General features: G+C 47.9%; 16 protein-coding genes. 11 read left to right on the top strand and 5 right to left on the bottom strand.

The window, feature by feature from the left end:
- Complete coding sequence (locus P402_RS0115315; RefSeq protein ID WP_012369176.1) at positions 1–1,701, bottom strand: glycoside hydrolase family 13 protein; 1,701 nt, start codon at positions 1,699–1,701, stop codon at positions 1–3.
- 366 nt (positions 1,702–2,067) lie between these two features.
- Here P402_RS0115315 and P402_RS0115320 point away from each other — a divergent pair, with 366 nt between their 5' ends.
- From P402_RS0115320 to P402_RS0115360, 9 genes are all read left to right on the top strand, one after another.
- A complete protein-coding gene (locus P402_RS0115320) occupies positions 2,068–3,507 on the top strand; it encodes an NAD-dependent succinate-semialdehyde dehydrogenase (RefSeq protein WP_026829480.1) in 1,440 nt (479 codons plus the stop codon).
- Positions 3,504–5,129, top strand: a complete 1,626-nt coding sequence (locus tag P402_RS0115325; protein ID WP_026829481.1) for an acetolactate synthase large subunit — start codon at positions 3,504–3,506, stop codon at positions 5,127–5,129. Before P402_RS0115320 ends, P402_RS0115325 begins: the two co-directional genes overlap by 4 nt.
- A gap of 5 nt (positions 5,130–5,134) precedes the next feature.
- Positions 5,135–5,461: a bacillithiol system redox-active protein YtxJ gene (gene ytxJ / locus P402_RS0115330; RefSeq protein ID WP_026829482.1), complete on the top strand. Its 327-nt coding sequence runs from the start codon at positions 5,135–5,137 to the stop codon at positions 5,459–5,461.
- Between the two features lie 230 nt (positions 5,462–5,691).
- The gene (locus tag P402_RS0115335) at positions 5,692–7,224 is read left to right on the top strand and encodes a DHA2 family efflux MFS transporter permease subunit (protein ID WP_026829483.1); all 1,533 of its coding nucleotides are present in this window, start codon (positions 5,692–5,694) and stop codon (positions 7,222–7,224) included.
- 161 nt (positions 7,225–7,385) lie between these two features.
- The gene (locus P402_RS0115340) at positions 7,386–7,682 is read left to right on the top strand and encodes a metal-sensitive transcriptional regulator (RefSeq protein WP_026829484.1); all 297 of its coding nucleotides are present in this window, start codon (positions 7,386–7,388) and stop codon (positions 7,680–7,682) included.
- A 12-nt stretch (positions 7,683–7,694) separates the two neighbouring features.
- A complete protein-coding gene (locus P402_RS0115345; protein ID WP_026829485.1) occupies positions 7,695–9,821 on the top strand; it encodes a heavy metal translocating P-type ATPase in 2,127 nt (708 codons plus the stop codon).
- 2 nt (positions 9,822–9,823) lie between these two features.
- Positions 9,824–10,030: a cation transporter gene (locus P402_RS0115350; RefSeq protein WP_026829486.1), complete on the top strand. Its 207-nt coding sequence runs from the start codon at positions 9,824–9,826 to the stop codon at positions 10,028–10,030.
- Between the two features lie 84 nt (positions 10,031–10,114).
- Entirely contained in the window at positions 10,115–10,339 is a 225-nt protein-coding gene (locus P402_RS0115355; protein ID WP_026829487.1) for a hypothetical protein, read from the top strand.
- Positions 10,340–10,545: 206 nt separating this feature from the next.
- The gene (locus P402_RS0115360; protein ID WP_026829488.1) at positions 10,546–11,853 is read left to right on the top strand and encodes a globin-coupled sensor protein; all 1,308 of its coding nucleotides are present in this window, start codon (positions 10,546–10,548) and stop codon (positions 11,851–11,853) included.
- A gap of 51 nt (positions 11,854–11,904) precedes the next feature.
- Here P402_RS0115360 and P402_RS0115365 read toward each other — a convergent pair whose 3' ends face one another.
- Positions 11,905–12,522, bottom strand: a complete 618-nt coding sequence (locus tag P402_RS0115365) for a class F sortase (protein WP_235188894.1) — start codon at positions 12,520–12,522, stop codon at positions 11,905–11,907.
- A complete protein-coding gene (locus P402_RS0115370) occupies positions 12,482–13,276 on the bottom strand; it encodes a DUF4397 domain-containing protein (RefSeq protein ID WP_026829490.1) in 795 nt (264 codons plus the stop codon). Before P402_RS0115370 ends, P402_RS0115365 begins: the two co-directional genes overlap by 41 nt.
- A 256-nt stretch (positions 13,277–13,532) precedes the next feature.
- On the opposite strand from P402_RS0115370, the gene P402_RS0115375 reads away from it, so the two are divergent.
- Both P402_RS0115375 and P402_RS0115380 read left to right on the top strand, forming a co-directional pair.
- Positions 13,533–13,991, top strand: a complete 459-nt coding sequence (locus P402_RS0115375) for an Lrp/AsnC family transcriptional regulator (protein ID WP_026829491.1) — start codon at positions 13,533–13,535, stop codon at positions 13,989–13,991.
- A gap of 3 nt (positions 13,992–13,994) precedes the next feature.
- Positions 13,995–14,579 (top strand): LysE family translocator, encoded by a 585-nt coding sequence (locus P402_RS0115380; protein ID WP_081776666.1) that lies wholly within the window; start codon positions 13,995–13,997, stop codon positions 14,577–14,579.
- Positions 14,580–14,625: 46 nt separating this feature from the next.
- On the opposite strand, the gene speB is transcribed toward P402_RS0115380, so the two are convergent.
- Both speB and speE read right to left on the bottom strand, forming a co-directional pair.
- Complete coding sequence (speB, locus tag P402_RS0115385) at positions 14,626–15,498, bottom strand: agmatinase (protein WP_026829493.1); 873 nt, start codon at positions 15,496–15,498, stop codon at positions 14,626–14,628.
- Between the two features lie 61 nt (positions 15,499–15,559).
- On the bottom strand, positions 15,560–16,399 hold the full coding sequence (gene speE / locus P402_RS0115390) for a polyamine aminopropyltransferase (RefSeq protein ID WP_026829494.1): 840 nt from the start codon (positions 16,397–16,399) through the stop codon (positions 15,560–15,562).
- Positions 16,400–16,404: the final 5 nt, after the last annotated feature.

Below are 16,404 nucleotides of genomic sequence, written 5' to 3' on the forward strand. Positions count from 1 at the left end.
TTAACGTACGCGGTACAGGCGTGCTTCAAAAGGTTGAAGCGTGAGTTCGGTTCCTTCATGATACGTTGTCTCATAGTTCGCAAGCATGATGTTATCCGAATGGAGGATGATGTCGGTGTCGACTTCCGCCACTTCGTCTTTCAGGTTCGTCACAATCAGGAACTGTTCGTTTCCGAGCGTCCGCGTGTAACCATAGACTTTTGTATCTTCCGGAAGAATGAGATCGTATTCTCCGTAAATCAACGTCTCTTCCATCTTCCGGATTTGAATCATCCGTTTATAGAAGTTCAGGATCGAATCCTCATCGGCTTGCTGCGCCGCCACGTTGATGTCGGCAAAGTTCGGATTGACACCGAACCATGGGGATTGTTCCGAGAAACCGCCGTTTTGTTCATTTGTCCACTGCATTGGTGTCCGGGAGTTATCACGCGACGAGTTCCAGATGACTTCCATGATCTCTTCGTGTGTTTTCCCTGATGCCAGTTGCATGTTGTACATGTTTTTCGTCGCGACATCATCGTAGTCGGAGATATCCGGGAACTGGACGTTCGTCATCCCGATTTCTTGTCCTTGATAGATGAACGGTGTTCCTTGCATGAAGAAATACATCATCGCAAGTGACTTCGCGCTTTGTTTCCAGTACTGTCCTTCATCACCCCAAAGGGAGACGGAGCGGACCTTATCGTGGTTTTCAAGATACAGTGCGTTCCAGCCTGTTTCTTCAAGTCCTTTTTGCCATTTCGTCAAAACTTGTTTCAGTTTGACAACGTCGACGCCTTTTTCGGCATCTGCCCGCCACAGGTCCATGTGTTCAAACTGGAAGACCATGTTCATCTTGCCGTTTTCTTCTCCGACCCAAAGATCTGCTTCTTCCGGCGTTACACCGTTCGCTTCACCGACTGTCATGATGTCGTATTTTGAGAACGTCTCGTTTTTCAATTCTTCGAGATATTCGTGAATCCCTTCGACATTCATGTGCATCTCAAACGATGGCACGTGCGGCATGCCGAGTGGATTCGGAAGATCTGCGTATGACTGATCTTTATTAATGTGGCTGATGGCATCAATCCGGAAACCATCGACCCCTTTGTCGAGCCACCAGTTGATCATCGTGTAGACCGCTTGGCGCATGTCTTTATTCCGCCAGTTCAAATCTGGCTGACGACGTGAGAAGACGTGCAGGAAATACTGCTCGGTCTTTTCATCGTATTCCCAAGCAGAACCGCCGAAGATACTTTCCCAGTTGTTTGGCTCCCCACCGTTGACGGCATCCTTCCAGATGTACCAGTCGCGTTTGTCATTATCTTTTGACGAACGCGATTCGAGGAACCACGGGTGTTCATCCGACGTGTGGTTGACGACCAAATCGAGTAATACTTTAATGTCACGTTTATGTGCTTCTTCCATTAATAAATCAAAATCGGCCATCGTTCCGAATTCGTCCATGATGTCTTCATAATCACTGATGTCATATCCATTGTCATCATTCGGTGATTTGAACATCGGGCAAATCCATAATACATCGACTCCGAGATCTTTTAGATAATCCAACTTGGCAATGATACCCGGGATATCGCCGATTCCATCATTGTTTGCATCATAAAAGCTGCGCGGATAGATTTGGTAAGCAACTGCCTCTTTCCACCAAGCTCGTGTGAGTGTTTTTTGTGCCGTTTCCGGACGCGGTATCATTTGTGTCATTATGGATAAATCCTCTCGTATTTCAGTCTTTGTTGTCCGTTTTTTTATACTAATTCTTGATATTTTATAGTAATCATCGGTTCATTCTAATTAAGCGCAACCGATTGCGCAAATACCCTATCTTCATCTTATCAAACCCAGTTGGAATGTCAATGATTCGGGACATTCTTCATTACTTCACACATGTATGAAATTTGATTCTTTACGAATTGTTATTGAAAAAATACATTACATTTACTGAATTATCCTACACTGTTTATCGGTCAATTTCTAGTCTTTTGCACAACCTTTTTCGGAAAAGCGAATCTTTTTTTCAATCTTCGGGTATATCTTTAACAATGCGAATAAAAAAGGGGGATTTTGTAAATGAAGGGACAGTTTTTAATCAATGGACAGTGGCTCGATCTGGGACGCGAGCGGACGGATGTGAAGAATCCGGCGACAGGTGAAATCGTCGGAAGTGTGCCAAACGGAACGAAATCCGATGTTAATGAAGCGGTTGAAGCAGCTCACAAGGCTTTTCCGGAATGGTCGAAACGGACGGTTTATGAACGCGCGGCGCTTCTTGAAAAATTGTATGCGAAAATGCTTGAGAAAAAAGATGAATTGGCCCGACTGATGACACTTGAGATGGGTAAACCGCTCGCAGAATCAGAAGGTGAAGTCGAATATGCGGCGAACTTCGTCAAGTGGTTCGCGGAAGAAGGAAAGCGGGCCTACGGGCGGATCATCCCGTCACATGATGCCACTAAACGCCTCCATGTCATCAAACAGCCGGTCGGGGTCGTCGCTGCGATTACTCCATGGAACTTCCCGGCTGCCATGATCACCCGAAAATTGGCACCGGCGCTCGTCGCAGGCTGTACGTTCGTCCTAAAACCGCCCACCGCCACTCCGTTGACAGCACTCCGGCTACTCGAACTCTGTCAGGAAGTCGGCATTCCGGACGGTGTCGTCAATGCGGTGACCGGAAGTGGGAAAGACTTAGGCGAATCCCTCGCCACTCATCCACACGTTGCTAAAATCACGTTCACGGGGTCGACGGAAGTCGGTCGGACGTTGATGGCACAAGGTGCGGAAACCATCAAGGCGATGTCACTCGAACTTGGTGGACATGCCCCGATTCTTGTCTTTGACGACTGCGATCTCGATCTTGCCGTCAGAGAAACGATCAAATCGAAGTTTCGTAACGGTGGACAGACATGTGTCTGCGGCAATCGCATCTATGTCTCGGATTCGATTTATGATACGTTCGTTGAAAAGCTCGGTCAGGAAACAGCCAAACTCAAAACCGGCAACGGACTCGATAGTGAAACGAAAATCGGTCCGATGATCAACAAGGCCGGCTACGATAAAGTCAAAAAACATGTCGATGATGCGACATCGGCTGGCGCCCGTGTTGTCACCGGCGGATCAGGACAAACAGATGACGAAAACGAGATCTACTATTATGAAGCAACCGTTCTCGCCGATGTCACCCCGCAGATGCTGATCATGAATGAAGAGACATTTGGTCCGGTTGCGCCTGTCCAACGTGTCAGTTCAGATGAAGAAGCTGTCCATTATGCCAATCAAACGCCGTTTGGTCTTGCTTCGTATGTCTTTACGAACAATTATGCCCGGGCATTCCGCGCAATCGAAAGTCTCGACTACGGGATCGTCGGGTGGAATGACGGTGTTCCTTCAGCCGCCCAGGCTCCGTTCGGCGGAATGAAACAATCCGGCGTCGGTCGTGAAGGCGGATCAGAAGGTCTCGAAGCTTATCTCGAGACGAAGTATGTATCGATTGGCGGACTCGATCAATGAACGCGGCCGAACGATTTGTCCAGTGTCTGGAAGCGGAGGGCGTCACGCATATCTTCGGAGTTCCCGGTGAAGAAAACATCACCTTACTTGAAGCAATCAGTAAATCGGATATCACGTTCATCACGACACGCCATGAAACGAACGCTGCCTTCATGGCATCGATGTTCGGCCGGTTAAGTGGACGCCCCGGCGTCTGCCTGTCGACGCTTGGTCCCGGAGCGACCAACATGATGACGGGAATCGCCAGTGCGACGATGGATCATTCGCCTGTCGTCGCCATTACCGGACAAGGTGCAACGTGGCGTCAACATAAGGCATCCCATCAAATGTTTGATTTAGTCGAGATGTATCGACCAATTACCAAGTCTAGTACGTCGATTGTTTCAGGAGAAGTCATTTCAGAAGTCGTCCGCCAAGCATTTGCTCAAGCTGCTTCCGAAAAACCAGGCGCGACACACATTTCCTTTCCGGAAGACATCGCAAAAGCCGATGTCGATGCCAAGACACCGATTTTACGGGATAGTATTCCGACCTTCCTGCATCCGACATCTGTTACGGACAGCGATGTCCTGTTGCAAATCGAACAGGCAGAACGTCCAGTCGTGATTGCCGGATTCGGAATCAACCGAAGTGGTGCTACGGATGCTTTCCATGCTTTCGTCGATCAATTGGGTGCTCCTGTCGTCGAGACAATGATGGGGAAAGGCACGATCTCATCTTTTCATGAGCTCGCTGCCCACACCATCGGCTTACCAAATGCCGATTATAACCAACGGATTCTTGATCAAAGTGATTTAATTATTGCTGTCGGCTACGACATTACGGAATTGCCGCCTTCAAAATGGAATCCGAATCAGACACCCGTTTTGCATATCGATACCAATCAACATGAAATCGATCAGTTCTATCCTGTTGTCGCGAATCTGATCGGCTCGTTACCCGATATCTTGCATCTGCTCTCGGAAAGTATTCCGAACCGATCCTGGACCGGGTGGCAACAGGACCGAGACCGGCTGCGTCAAGAAATCCAGGCGACGTATTCCCTCGCCCTTCCGCTCCATCCTCAAAGCATCGTGCGTGAGCTCGAACAGGCAACAGGTGAGGACGGGATGATTTTTTCGGATGTCGGTGCCCACAAAGTATGGCTCGGACGGCATTTTCAGACGACACGTCCTAATCAATTGTTCATCTCCAACGGTTTTTCTTCGATGGGATATGGCTTGTCGAGTGCGATTGCCGCTAAACTGTTGCATCCGGAACAACGTGTCCTCTGTGCTTCAGGAGACGGTGCCTTCTTAATGAATGGTCAGGATCTCGAAACCGCGGTTCGGTTGAAATTGCCGATCGTCGTCATCATCTGGCGCGATGGCACATACGGACTGATTGAATGGAAACAACAGCAAGCGTACGGTCGTGCACCTTATATTGAATTCGATAATCCGGACCTTGTACAACTGGCTGTCGCCTTTGGGGCACTCGGTCTGCGTGTCGGAGAACACGGTACCCTGTCCAGTTGTCTCGAACAAGCTTTTCTGAGTGACGGACCCGTTTTAATTGACTGTCCGGTCGATTACAGGGAAAATCTGAAGTTAAGTGACCGTTTACGGACTTATGGAGGCTGATAAAGATGACCCAACTCAGAAAATTACAATCGATTTCCGATTTTGATCAATTCGTTTCAGAACATGCAACATTCGTGATTTGTAAACACAGTACGACCTGTCCGATCAGTTCAGCCGGTTTTTCCGCCTATACGAAATATGCGGATACGACAGCAATTCCGACTGCTTATTTATTGATTCAGGAAGCTCGGACATTGTCGAATCATATCGCAGAACAGTACAACGTCCGGCATGAATCACCGCAAGTCCTGTTCATTCAAGATGGAAAAGCGGTCTGGACGACCTCCCATTATGACATCACGACAGATGCCTTACACACACACGTCGGATAATTGTCTCAGCTTTGCAAAACGTGCGCCTTCTCCTGTTGCATTTGATACAGGAGAAAGCGCACGTTTTTTAATGATTCCAAGTTAGGTTACAGCCCTTCTCCTTCATAACAAATAAAATTACCTTTCTTAGCTATTAATATTTGTAATTCAAGCTAATTCAGATTAAGATAGACAACAGATATAACGACCGTATAGAATTGTGTACTGTTAGTTCATTAAGGAGGAAAACCATGTCACACGAAAAATCTGCTACCGCTCGTCCCCCTTACGGTATCCTTGCCGTATTGATGATTGGTGCCTTTATTGCTTTTTTAAATAACACCTTACTCAACATCGCTTTGCCGTCTATCATGAAGGATCTGGAGATTGAAACGTCAACGGTCCAGTGGTTATCGACCGGTTTCATGCTCGTCAACGGGATTTTGATTCCGACTTCTGCTTTCCTGATTCAAAAATTCTCGGTCCGCCGTCTGTTCCTGCTCGCGATGACGCTGTTCTCTGCGGGTACGATTCTTGCCGGATTTGCGGACGCTTTCCCGGTCCTGCTTGCCGGACGAATGATCCAGGCTTCCGGATCTGCGATCATGATGCCGCTTCTGATGAACGTCATGCTCGTCAGCTTCCCGATTGAAAAACGCGGAACGGCGATGGGCTTCTTCGGACTCATCATGATGGGGGCTCCTGCGATTGGACCAACCCTTTCCGGTTGGATCATCGAACATTACGATTGGCGGATGTTGTTCCACTTTATTACGCCAATCGCCCTGATCGTGCTCGCTGCCGGTTTCTTCCTGCTTCGTGACGTCAAAGAACGCTCTAACGCAAAACTCGACTTTATGTCCGTCGTCTTGTCTTCTTTCGGATTCGGTGGTCTCCTGTACGGTTTCAGCTCTGCCGGTTCAAAAGGTTGGGATAGTCTGCAAGTCATTTTAGCGTTAGTCATCGGGGTCGTTGCACTCGTAACGTTTATCATGCGTCAATTGAGAATGGAACGTCCGATGCTCAACTTCAAGATTTACCGTTATCCGATGTTTGCTTTATCGTCCGCCATCTCGATAGTCGTGACGATTGCCATGTTCTCCGGGATGTTACTGTTACCGATTTATGTTCAGACGATTCGCGGGATTTCTCCGCTTGATGCCGGTCTGATGTTACTGCCGGGTGCCATCCTGATGGCTGTCATGTCACCAATCAACGGGAAACTATTTGATAAGATTGGCGGTCGTCCACTCGCCATCACCGGCTTGTTCATCACGGTTGTCACAACCTACTATTTCAGCCAACTTAAAATGGATACGACTTATACCCATCTAATCGTCCTTTATTCTCTCCGGATGTTCGGGATGTCGATGGTTATGATGCCAGTCTCGACGAATGGTCTGAACCAATTGCCGACCCGTTACTATCCACACGGGACAGCGATGAATAATACGTTACAACAAGTTTCTGGTGCGATCGGAACGGCGCTCCTCGTTACGATCATGTCCACCCACGCGAAAACACGTGGAGCGGAACTCGCGCAAGAAGCAGCGAAAAACATGACAAGCCAACCAACAGCGGAAGCTGCTGCAGCGATGAAACAACAAATCGTGATGCAGGCAACGCTTGACGGCATTAACTATGCTTTCTTCATCTCAACGTTCATTGCCGGTCTCGCCTTTGCCCTCTCGTTCTTTATCAAACGGGCGACACAAGCGGAAGACATCATCAGCAACCGTTCGTTAAACGAACAAATCATTAAACCGCAAGTTTCCAATCAGTAACACCACTCGTTGTTGATCCAACAGCGGACCAGAGCAAGGGGCTGACTTTTGAGTCAGCCCCTTTTTCGTTTGGTTTTTTAAACTCCAGTCTTTATACTGGTACCCCCTATACCTATATGATATACTCAACGTATCAACTACTCCGGAAAAGAGGTGTACTTATGACTCATGATCATCCCCTTGTTCCCCGTTCCACTGAAGAACAAGATGCCTTATTAAAACGTTTAAAACGAATTGAAGGTCAAGTCCGCGGCATTGCTAACATGGTCGAGGAAGACCGGTATTGTATCGATATCCTGACTCAAACCGCATCGATTCAAGCTGCACTCCGGCAAGTCGAGTTGCAGGTCATCGAACGTCACGTCAAGATGTGTATGCACGATGCAGCGACCGGTGAACAGGATACCGGTGTCTACGTCGACGAATTGATGGCCGTTATTGCCCGTCTCAAGAAGTAAGGAGGGATTTCGATGTCAAAAACGATGGAACTGAATATCGAAGGCATGACGTGTGCAGCCTGCTCGGCTCGGATTGAAAAGGTGTTGAACCGGATGGACGGAGTCGAAGCCACCGTCAACCTGCCGCTCGAAACAGCACGGATTGCTGTTCCGGAAGAGATGGATGAACAACTGATTTTAGATAAGATTAAAAAAATCGGATATGGTGCCACCATTAAGACGGCACCACACGAACAGGTACAAAACCGCCGGATGCTCTACCGCTTTTGGATTGCCGCTTTCTTGTCCCTGCCGTTACTGCTCAGTATGATCTCGCACATTCCGAACAGTCCGATCCACCTCCCGTGGCTTATGAATCCGTGGATTCAGTTCGCCCTGGCGACGCCAGTCCAGTTCATCATCGGTGCACCCTTCTATGTCGGTGCCTATAAAAGTCTCCGGAGCGGAAGTGCCAACATGGACGTCCTGGTCGTACTCGGTACTTCCGCAGCCTACTTCTATTCTGTTGCCGAAATGATGGTTCATCCCTTGATGCCGAATCTCTACTTTGAGACGAGTGCGGTTCTGATTACCCTCGTCCTGCTCGGGAAAGTACTGGAGGATCGTGCCAAACAACAAACAACCGGTGCGATCAAAAGTCTTCTTTCCTTACAGGCGACGGATGCCGTCGTCCTGGAGCATGGCGTCGAGCGGATGGTTTCGCTTGATCAGGTCCAACCCGGTATGCAATTAATCGTCAAACCCGGTCAAAAAATTCCGGTCGATGGTGTCATCACAGCTGGTGATGCCTATCTGGATGAATCGATGTTGACCGGCGAACCGCTCCCGGCTCATAAAGGGATCGAGGATGTTGTAATCGGCGGGACCTTGAACACGAACGGTCACCTGACGATTCAAGCCACGAAAGTCGGTCAGCAGACGATGCTTGCAAGCATCATCCGTGTCGTCGAACAAGCCCAAACAGAAAAAGCCCCTATTCAACGTCAGGCGGACCGGATTTCCGGCATCTTTGTTCCAATCGTCGTCGCCATCGCGCTCGTGACGCTTGCCGTCTGGTGGTGGACGACCGGTTCATTCGCTGAAGCGATTCGTCCGGCGATTGCCGTTCTCGTCATTGCCTGTCCCTGTGCTCTCGGGCTCGCGACTCCGACGTCGATCATGGTCGGAACCGGTAAAGGCGCAGAACACGGGGTACTGTTCAAGGGCGGAGCGCAACTCGAATCGTTACAACACGTGGATGCTGTTGTCTTTGACAAGACGGGAACATTGACGATCGGACGCCCGGTCGTCATTGAGACGTTTGGACAAGAACAGGCCCTGGATTTTGCAGCTGCCCTTGAAAAAAAATCGGAACATCCACTCGCTCATGCAATCACGGAAGAGCGCGACGTCGTCTTTGATATCGAACATTTCACCGTCGATCCCGGACGCGGTGTCCGGGGAATGATTATGAAACAAGACATCATGGTCGGGTCGGCACGGATGATGGAAGAACACGGCTTATCCTTACCCGACTGGACATCCATCGGAGCAACGGTTGTGTATGTCACCGTAAACGGGACGATCGAAGCGGGTTATGCCATCCGGGATGAATTGAAACCGACTACCAAACAGGTCATTCAGGAGATTCAGCAGACCAAAGCGGTTTATTTGTTGACCGGAGACCGGCGAGAAGTCGCCTTACAACTCGCAACGGAACTTCAGATTCCACCGACCCATGTCTTCTCCGATGTCCTGCCGATTGAAAAAGCCGATCACATCAAAGCACTTCAATCGAATGGGCAACGGGTCGCGATGGTCGGAGATGGTATCAATGATGCGCCGGCCCTTGCGACAGCAAATGTCGGGATTGCCCTCGGCAGCGGGACAGATGTCGCTCTCGAAGCAGCAGACGTCACATTGCTGGGACATGATCTGCAACAAGTCATCACCGCCATTCGACTGAGTGAACAAACGATGAAGAACATTCGGCAAAACCTGTTTTTCGCACTCGGCTATAATGCGATCGGGATTCCGATTGCCTGTCTCGGTCTGCTCGCCCCTTGGGTCGCAGGAGCCGCAATGGCATTCAGCTCTGTCTCTGTCGTCACAAATGCGTTACGCTTAAAACGTATTCCACTATCCAAAGGAGGAAACTAATCATGAAAGAAACAACTTTAACTGTCGTCGGAATGACATGTAATCACTGTAAAGCAAGCGTTGAATCGGCGTTGAACGAACTCAACGGGGTAACGAATGCAACCGTCTCCCTTGCAGACAACAATGTCACAGTGACACACCAAGACGTCGCGACAGAACGTCTCGTCGAAGCGATTGAAGAAATCGGATATGACGTTCCGACTGCCTAATTTTTTAGCCAAACTGCGTGAAACATGCAGTTTGGCTTTTTTATTTTGAAAAAAACGGGAATGGTTCTACAAGGAGGGGTTCGTATGGTACCGAAAATCGAATTCGTAGAACACTTCGATGACAACAAAGGAAAACGATTTAAAATCGAACTTTGGAATCTCGGAACCTTCACATTCAGTGCCGAATCAGCTAAAGGACCTGTCACCCGGTTTACGTCCATCGACATTCAATTCGTCCAGACTTGTGTTAGTCGGATGCGATCGATTGTCGATGCCAAAAAAGCTTTCCAAGAAGATCAACCCGTCTAAATGATTCTCCGACACATATAGCATGAACCCCGGATTTTCGAAAGGGTTATTACACTCATAGTCCAAGACTGTGAGTTTTTTGTTTTCAGGTCAATACTTTCCATACAAACATTAAATTCTCAAAAAAAGGATTACCGGTTTTCTAAAAACAGCCGATAACAATAAGACACCAAAAATCTTAATTTTGAGAAAATCGGGGGCATAACGTGCGTAATCCATTTAAAACTAAAGCATCGATGTCGACTTATCAGGCGACAATCGGATTTCCTGACAAACGACTTATTACAAAAACAAGTGATCCAAGCTTAACAGGACGCTTGGAATACATGGGCTATACAGAAGAACATCTGCAAACCTTAAAAGCGATGGCGCCTGTCGTCAACAGCATCTTGGACGAAGTGCTCGAGCAAGTCCTCGATCACCTGCTTTTGCATCCAGAGATGGTTCAGATTGCTCAAAATTCATCAACTCGCGAACGTTTGAAAAAAGTCTTTGCGGATTATTTCGGCAGTTTATTGACTGGTAACATGGATGATAAGTTCCTGGCGATGCGGACACGGATGGGAAAAACCCATAATCGTAACTTCGTCCCGGTCACTTGGTTCATCGCATCTTACGCAGCATTCAATACCTTGTTGGTTCCAAAGATCGTCGAGCATTTCCAACACGATCCGGCTCAGTTGTCGAATGCGATTCTGGCGCTCAACCACGCGATGAATCTAGATGCGCAAATCGTGACAAGTCAATACGTGGATGCCCGCTTACATGAAGTCAGTGCCGCAAACGAATCACGGAGTCGCCTGTTGCAGGATGTCGTGCGTGTCAGTCAAGAAGTCGCAAGCACCGTCGAGCAGACGGAAGAAGCCATTTCTGAGACGAGCCGTCGGGCAACACAAATCTTATCCGAAACCGATCAAACGGAGAAAACAAGTCGTAATTTGGTCGGATTGACGTCAGAAAATGAGACGAAAATGGATAAAATGGAACAACAGTTTGTACAGGCAACAGAACAGGTCAGTACTTCATTAACCAGTATCCAGCAACTGAAAACAACTTCAGACGAAATCGTCAAGATGACACAAGGCATTGAAGACATCGCCAATCAGACGAACTTACTTGCCTTGAATGCTTCGATTGAAGCGGCTCGTGCCGGTGAACACGGTAAAGGATTCTCTGTCGTCGCAATCGAAGTCCGGAACTTGGCGGAAAACGCGAAATTACTCAGCAGCAGCATCAACAGCCTAATTCAAAAAAATAACGGGAACATCAATGAACTCGTTTCCCAAATGGATGATATTACCCGTTCAAACTCCGCTTCCCGCAACGAACTGCAACAAGTGAAGAGCGGCATTCACACCGTGAAACAGGAAATGGAAAACTATTTGGAGATGTTCGGTCGTAACAAAAACGACTTAAGCCAAATCGTTCAAACGATTCAAGGCATCAGCCAGACGACACAAGGATTGTCCGCCTTAACGACAGATCTTGTTGCGGCTTCTGAAGTCAATGCTTGAGCAAACTGAATAAACAAAGGGACCTCTCCATTGATGGAAAGGTCCCTTTGTTTATTTTTCCTGTTCGGCGGTCACAACCAATCGTTGATCGTATCCTTTCGATTGGGTGAACGTTCCGACACAGGTGATTAACGTTAAACGTTGCGCAAGTGTCGCACCAAAAATTGATCCGACAGGTGCCTGGTCAACGGGATAAGACATCACGTTCGTCACCACGTATGAAACCTGTTCTCCCGTTTTAGAATTGACTTCAATCCGTTGTCCTCGTTTCACTTTTGCCAAGTCATAAAAGACAGCCGGACCATTCGTATCATCTAAATGCCCTGCCAGAATGACATTGCCGGTCTGATTGGCTTTTGCTCCGTACTGGTACCAACCGACTTGATCTGTCTGCTTCGGAACATCCATCCGCCCTTTGTCATCTCTTCCAACGACTTCGACTTTTGCATCCACATCGATGGTCGGAATCTTTAGACGGTTCGGTACAAATGTTGCCACTGCTTCTGCTTCAGACTTTGGTGCCGGTGATTCGACGACAGGTGTTGCCGGTTCCTCAGAGCGTGGAGGAGGAGAAGTTTCCTCTGCTCCTCCACATCCTGCAAGCAACACGGTAATGAATAACAAGAGGTTACGCGTTTTGTTTACGACGGACGACATAAGCTGTCCCAACAAGTGCAGCTCCAGCAAGTGCTACAAGTGCCCAAGTTGTTGCCATCGATGACGTTTCAGTTGTTCCGCCAAGACCTGTGTCCGGCATTGCTGCCATTTCACCGCCGTCCGGAATCAAGAGGACGTCAAAGGCTGGTTCGCCTTCAAGTAGCCCGATTGCGAGTGCTGTATAGTTTTTACCGCTGTCGAGTTTGATGCCGTCGAGTGCTTTAACGACATCCGTTGCACCGGCAGGTCGTACTTCAAGATCGTACGTACCGGCATCCAGTGTACCGTAATCCGAGACTTTCGAGAATTCGAGGTCGCTGAAGAGTGGGTCTCCACCTTTTGGTGCGACATCAACGGCTGGTGCGTCCGGTGCAAAGTGAGCGACACGGACCATTGATTTTCCATCTTCACCTTTGCCGTTATCTTCCATGACAGCAAGTTTAATGTCTGCCAATTTACCGATTGCCGCAACAGAATAGAATTTTCCGGCTTCGATGTTGAGTGTTTGAGAAAGTACAGGATCTTTTGTTGTACCGGCTGCGAAGACTTCTACTTTATGTTCTCCGGCTGGGAGAGTGAGATAATCTGTGACGGCTTTAAATTCTGCTCCTGAGACTGCTTTTTTGCCATCGACGGCGATGTCCACTGCTGGAGCATCAGGTGAAGCGTGAATCACACGAACCATTGCATCGTCCGCTGCACCTACCGGGAGCACAAATAGTGCGAATAGCAGAGCAGCTGTGACGAAAGATAAGAGTTTCTTCATCTTTTTTCCACCTCTCATGTCATGATGTATTTCGCTCTCAAACCAACAAATCTTTTTTACGCTTTACTTTACTGAAAGAAACTTTTTTGTGGTGACACAGAAAATATTTCCCTCGTGGTGACATCTTAAACTTAAAGTAATTTCACCCACCTGTAAATGTTTCAATATGCTTTTTCCGGCAAAAATTGCATATTGCACTTTATTTAAAAATGAAATAAATTAAAGTTAAAAACATTAGAAAAGAAGGTTTTTAATTATGAATTCATTAGATTTGAAGATAATTAAGTCACTTATGCAAGATGCCCGCATCAAGTGGTCGACGCTTGCCAAACAGGTTGGCTTATCCGCTCCTGCTACGGCTGATCGTGTTCAACGCCTGCAAGATCAAGGAATCATCCGGCGGTTCGAGACAGTTCTCGATCCGGCTCTTCTCGGTTACGACCTTGGTGCATTCGTCGCCGTCTCCTTGGAGCGTCCCGAACACCGTGATCCATTTTTGCAACGAGTCCAAGAGTTGCCCTATATCCTCGAATGTCATCATATCGCCGGCGAAGATGACTACCTGCTCAAAATCCGTTGTCGCAATACAGAAGAACTGGACGACATCATCACGAACCACATCAAAAGTTTACATGGCATCTCCCGGACGAAAACGACGATCATCATGCGGACATTAAAAGAATCGACGGCTTTGCCGCTGCTTCCGGAGGATTGATCCATGGTAATGAACGGTTTTCTGATCGGCTTCGCCATCGCAGCTCCAGTTGGACCAATCGGGTTACTCTGTATCCAACGGACGCTTCAATTCGGTAGACGTTTCGGATTCGTTTCCGGTTTAGGCGCTGCCACAGCGGATTTAATTTATGGACTGATTGCCTTATCCGGCTTATCACTGATTCAGCTGTTTGTGACACATACCGTTCCGCTTCAATTCGTCGGCAGTCTGTTTCTCTGTTATTTCGGTGTGAAAACACTTAAGCAGACACATGCGGTTCCGTTATCCAGGCCAACTACCTCATTAGCAGTAGCATATGGATCGACCTTACTGCTCACGTTGATGAATCCGATGACGATTCTTGCATTTTTAGCCATTCTTGCCCGTTTTCAGGATACAGCAGTATCGCCACTCAGCTTACTGATTGGAATTTTTCTCGGTTCAGCCAGTTGGTGGTTATTTTTAAGCCAGTTGATGCATCTTCTAAAAAAACAACTTTCTCCTGCTCTCTCCCGTTCCATTCAATACTTGTCGGCTTTCTTGTTGCTGGGTTTTGGTGGATACGGATTATATGAACTTCTGATATGACGAAAAAAGGTCAGATTCCGCAAAAACGGATCTGACCTTTTCGTTTTTACTTGATAAATCCAATCATCATTTCACGCAAGACCTTGGCAGCCGCGATTGCTGTCATGTCAGACTGATCATACGCCGGACAAACTTCGACGAGATCGGCTCCGATGACGTCGACATCCGCCCGTGCAATCATATGGACGACTTCAAGTAATTCCTTTGTCGTCACGCCGCCGATTTCCTGCGTCCCGGTTCCCGGTGCCGCCGACGGATCGAGCACATCGATATCGATCGTCACGTAAACCTTTTTACCGGCAAGCTTCGGTAAAACAGCTTTTAACGGTTCGACGATTTCGTATTTAAACAAGTTGTAACCAGACGTCTTAGCCCAGTCAAACTCTTCTTTCATTCCTGAACGAATGCCGAACGAATAACAGTTTTCCGGTCCAATCAAGTTCGCGATTTTTTTGAGTGGTGTCGAGTGCGACAACGGCTCTCCTTCATACGAATCGCGTAAATCCGTATGTGCATCAAAGTGCAACACAACAAAATCATCATAATGTTTATCGAACGCTTTGACGACCGGCCATGTGACGAGGTGTTCTCCCCCCATACCAAGCGGGAATTTCCCTGCCGTCAGCAACGAATCGACGTATTCTTCGATCATGTCGAGCGACTTTTGGGCATTGCCGAATGGCAACGGGATATCGCCGGCATCAAACAATTTCGCATCCGCAATGTCACCGTCGAGATACGGACTGTATTCTTCGAGTCCGAGTGACACTTCACGGATCCGGGCTGGACCAAATCGTGAACCGGGACGGAAACTGACCGTCCAGTCCATCGGCATACCGTACAATACACCTTTTGCATCTTCGTGAGTCGGTTGACTCGCGATAAATACCTTACCTGAGTAAGCTTCATCAAATCGCATCATTATTCCTCCATTCATAGAAAGGAGTGCCCCTAAAAAACGGAACACTCCTGACGTTTAATTAAATCGTTAAATCTTTGACGAACTTCGGTAGCGCGAATGCAGCTGTATGAAGTTCCGGTGTATAGTATTTCGTTTCGATATCGTGGAAACGTTCTGGTGCGACAGCGAGAGGATCATGTTTTTTCGATCCAATCGTAAATGTCCACAGACCACTCGGATACGTCGGAACGTTGGCAATGTAAAGTTTTGTGATCGGGAAGATTTCTTTGACGTCGCGTTGAACATCACGGATCAAGTCCGGTGTGAACCATGGGTTATCCGACTGTGCGACGAAAATACCGTCCTCTTTTAATGCTTTCGAGATTCCAGAGTAGAATCCTTTTGTGAACAGGTTGACCGCTGGACCGACCGGTTCTGTCGAATCGACCATGATGACATCATATTCATTAACAGCTTCTGCGATATGCATGAACCCGTCTCCCACGATGACTTCAACACGTGCGTCGTCAAGACCGCCTGCAATGTTCGGTAAATATTTTTTCGAGTATTCGATGACTTTTCCGTCGATTTCGACAAGAACCGCCTTCTCAACCGATGGGTGTTTTAAGACTTCACGGATGACTCCGCCGTCTCCTCCACCCACGACCAAAACTGATTTTGGGTTCGGGTGCGTAAAGAGTGGAACGTGTGCGACCATTTCGTGATAGACAAACTCATCACGATCTGTCGTCATGACCATTCCGTCAAGTAACAACATTGTACCGAACTCGTCCGTCTCAACCATCTCCAGGCGTTGAAACTCCGTTTGTTCGCTCTCATAAACGTGGTTGACACGGAATGTGATACCGTAATCTTCCGTTTGGTGTTCCGTGAACCATAACTTTAATTTTTGTTCCATTTGCG

Origin of the sequence: Exiguobacterium sibiricum 7-3, from assembly GCF_000620865.1 — a bacterium.
In the GTDB taxonomy this organism is placed as follows: domain Bacteria; phylum Bacillota; class Bacilli; order Exiguobacteriales; family Exiguobacteriaceae; genus Exiguobacterium_A; species Exiguobacterium_A sibiricum_A.

Excerpts from the sequence above, each read along its gene's own strand:
- P402_RS0115315 (WP_012369176.1), bottom strand. The coding sequence starts at position 1,701 with ATGACACAAATGATACCGCGTCCGGAAACGGCACAAAAAACACTCACA.
- P402_RS0115320 (WP_026829480.1), top strand. The coding sequence starts at position 2,068 with ATGAAGGGACAGTTTTTAATCAATGGACAGTGGCTCGATCTGGGACGC.
- P402_RS0115325 (WP_026829481.1), top strand. The coding sequence starts at position 3,504 with ATGAACGCGGCCGAACGATTTGTCCAGTGTCTGGAAGCGGAGGGCGTC.
- ytxJ (WP_026829482.1), top strand. The coding sequence starts at position 5,135 with ATGACCCAACTCAGAAAATTACAATCGATTTCCGATTTTGATCAATTC.
- P402_RS0115335 (WP_026829483.1), top strand. The coding sequence starts at position 5,692 with ATGTCACACGAAAAATCTGCTACCGCTCGTCCCCCTTACGGTATCCTT.
- P402_RS0115340 (WP_026829484.1), top strand. The coding sequence starts at position 7,386 with ATGACTCATGATCATCCCCTTGTTCCCCGTTCCACTGAAGAACAAGAT.
- P402_RS0115345 (WP_026829485.1), top strand. The coding sequence starts at position 7,695 with ATGTCAAAAACGATGGAACTGAATATCGAAGGCATGACGTGTGCAGCC.
- P402_RS0115350 (WP_026829486.1), top strand. The coding sequence starts at position 9,824 with ATGAAAGAAACAACTTTAACTGTCGTCGGAATGACATGTAATCACTGT.
- P402_RS0115355 (WP_026829487.1), top strand. The coding sequence starts at position 10,115 with ATGGTACCGAAAATCGAATTCGTAGAACACTTCGATGACAACAAAGGA.
- P402_RS0115370 (WP_026829490.1), bottom strand. The coding sequence starts at position 13,276 with ATGAAGAAACTCTTATCTTTCGTCACAGCTGCTCTGCTATTCGCACTA.
- P402_RS0115375 (WP_026829491.1), top strand. The coding sequence starts at position 13,533 with ATGAATTCATTAGATTTGAAGATAATTAAGTCACTTATGCAAGATGCC.
- P402_RS0115380 (WP_081776666.1), top strand. The coding sequence starts at position 13,995 with ATGGTAATGAACGGTTTTCTGATCGGCTTCGCCATCGCAGCTCCAGTT.
- speB (WP_026829493.1), bottom strand. The coding sequence starts at position 15,498 with ATGCGATTTGATGAAGCTTACTCAGGTAAGGTATTTATCGCGAGTCAA.
- speE (WP_026829494.1), bottom strand. The coding sequence starts at position 16,399 with ATGGAACAAAAATTAAAGTTATGGTTCACGGAACACCAAACGGAAGAT.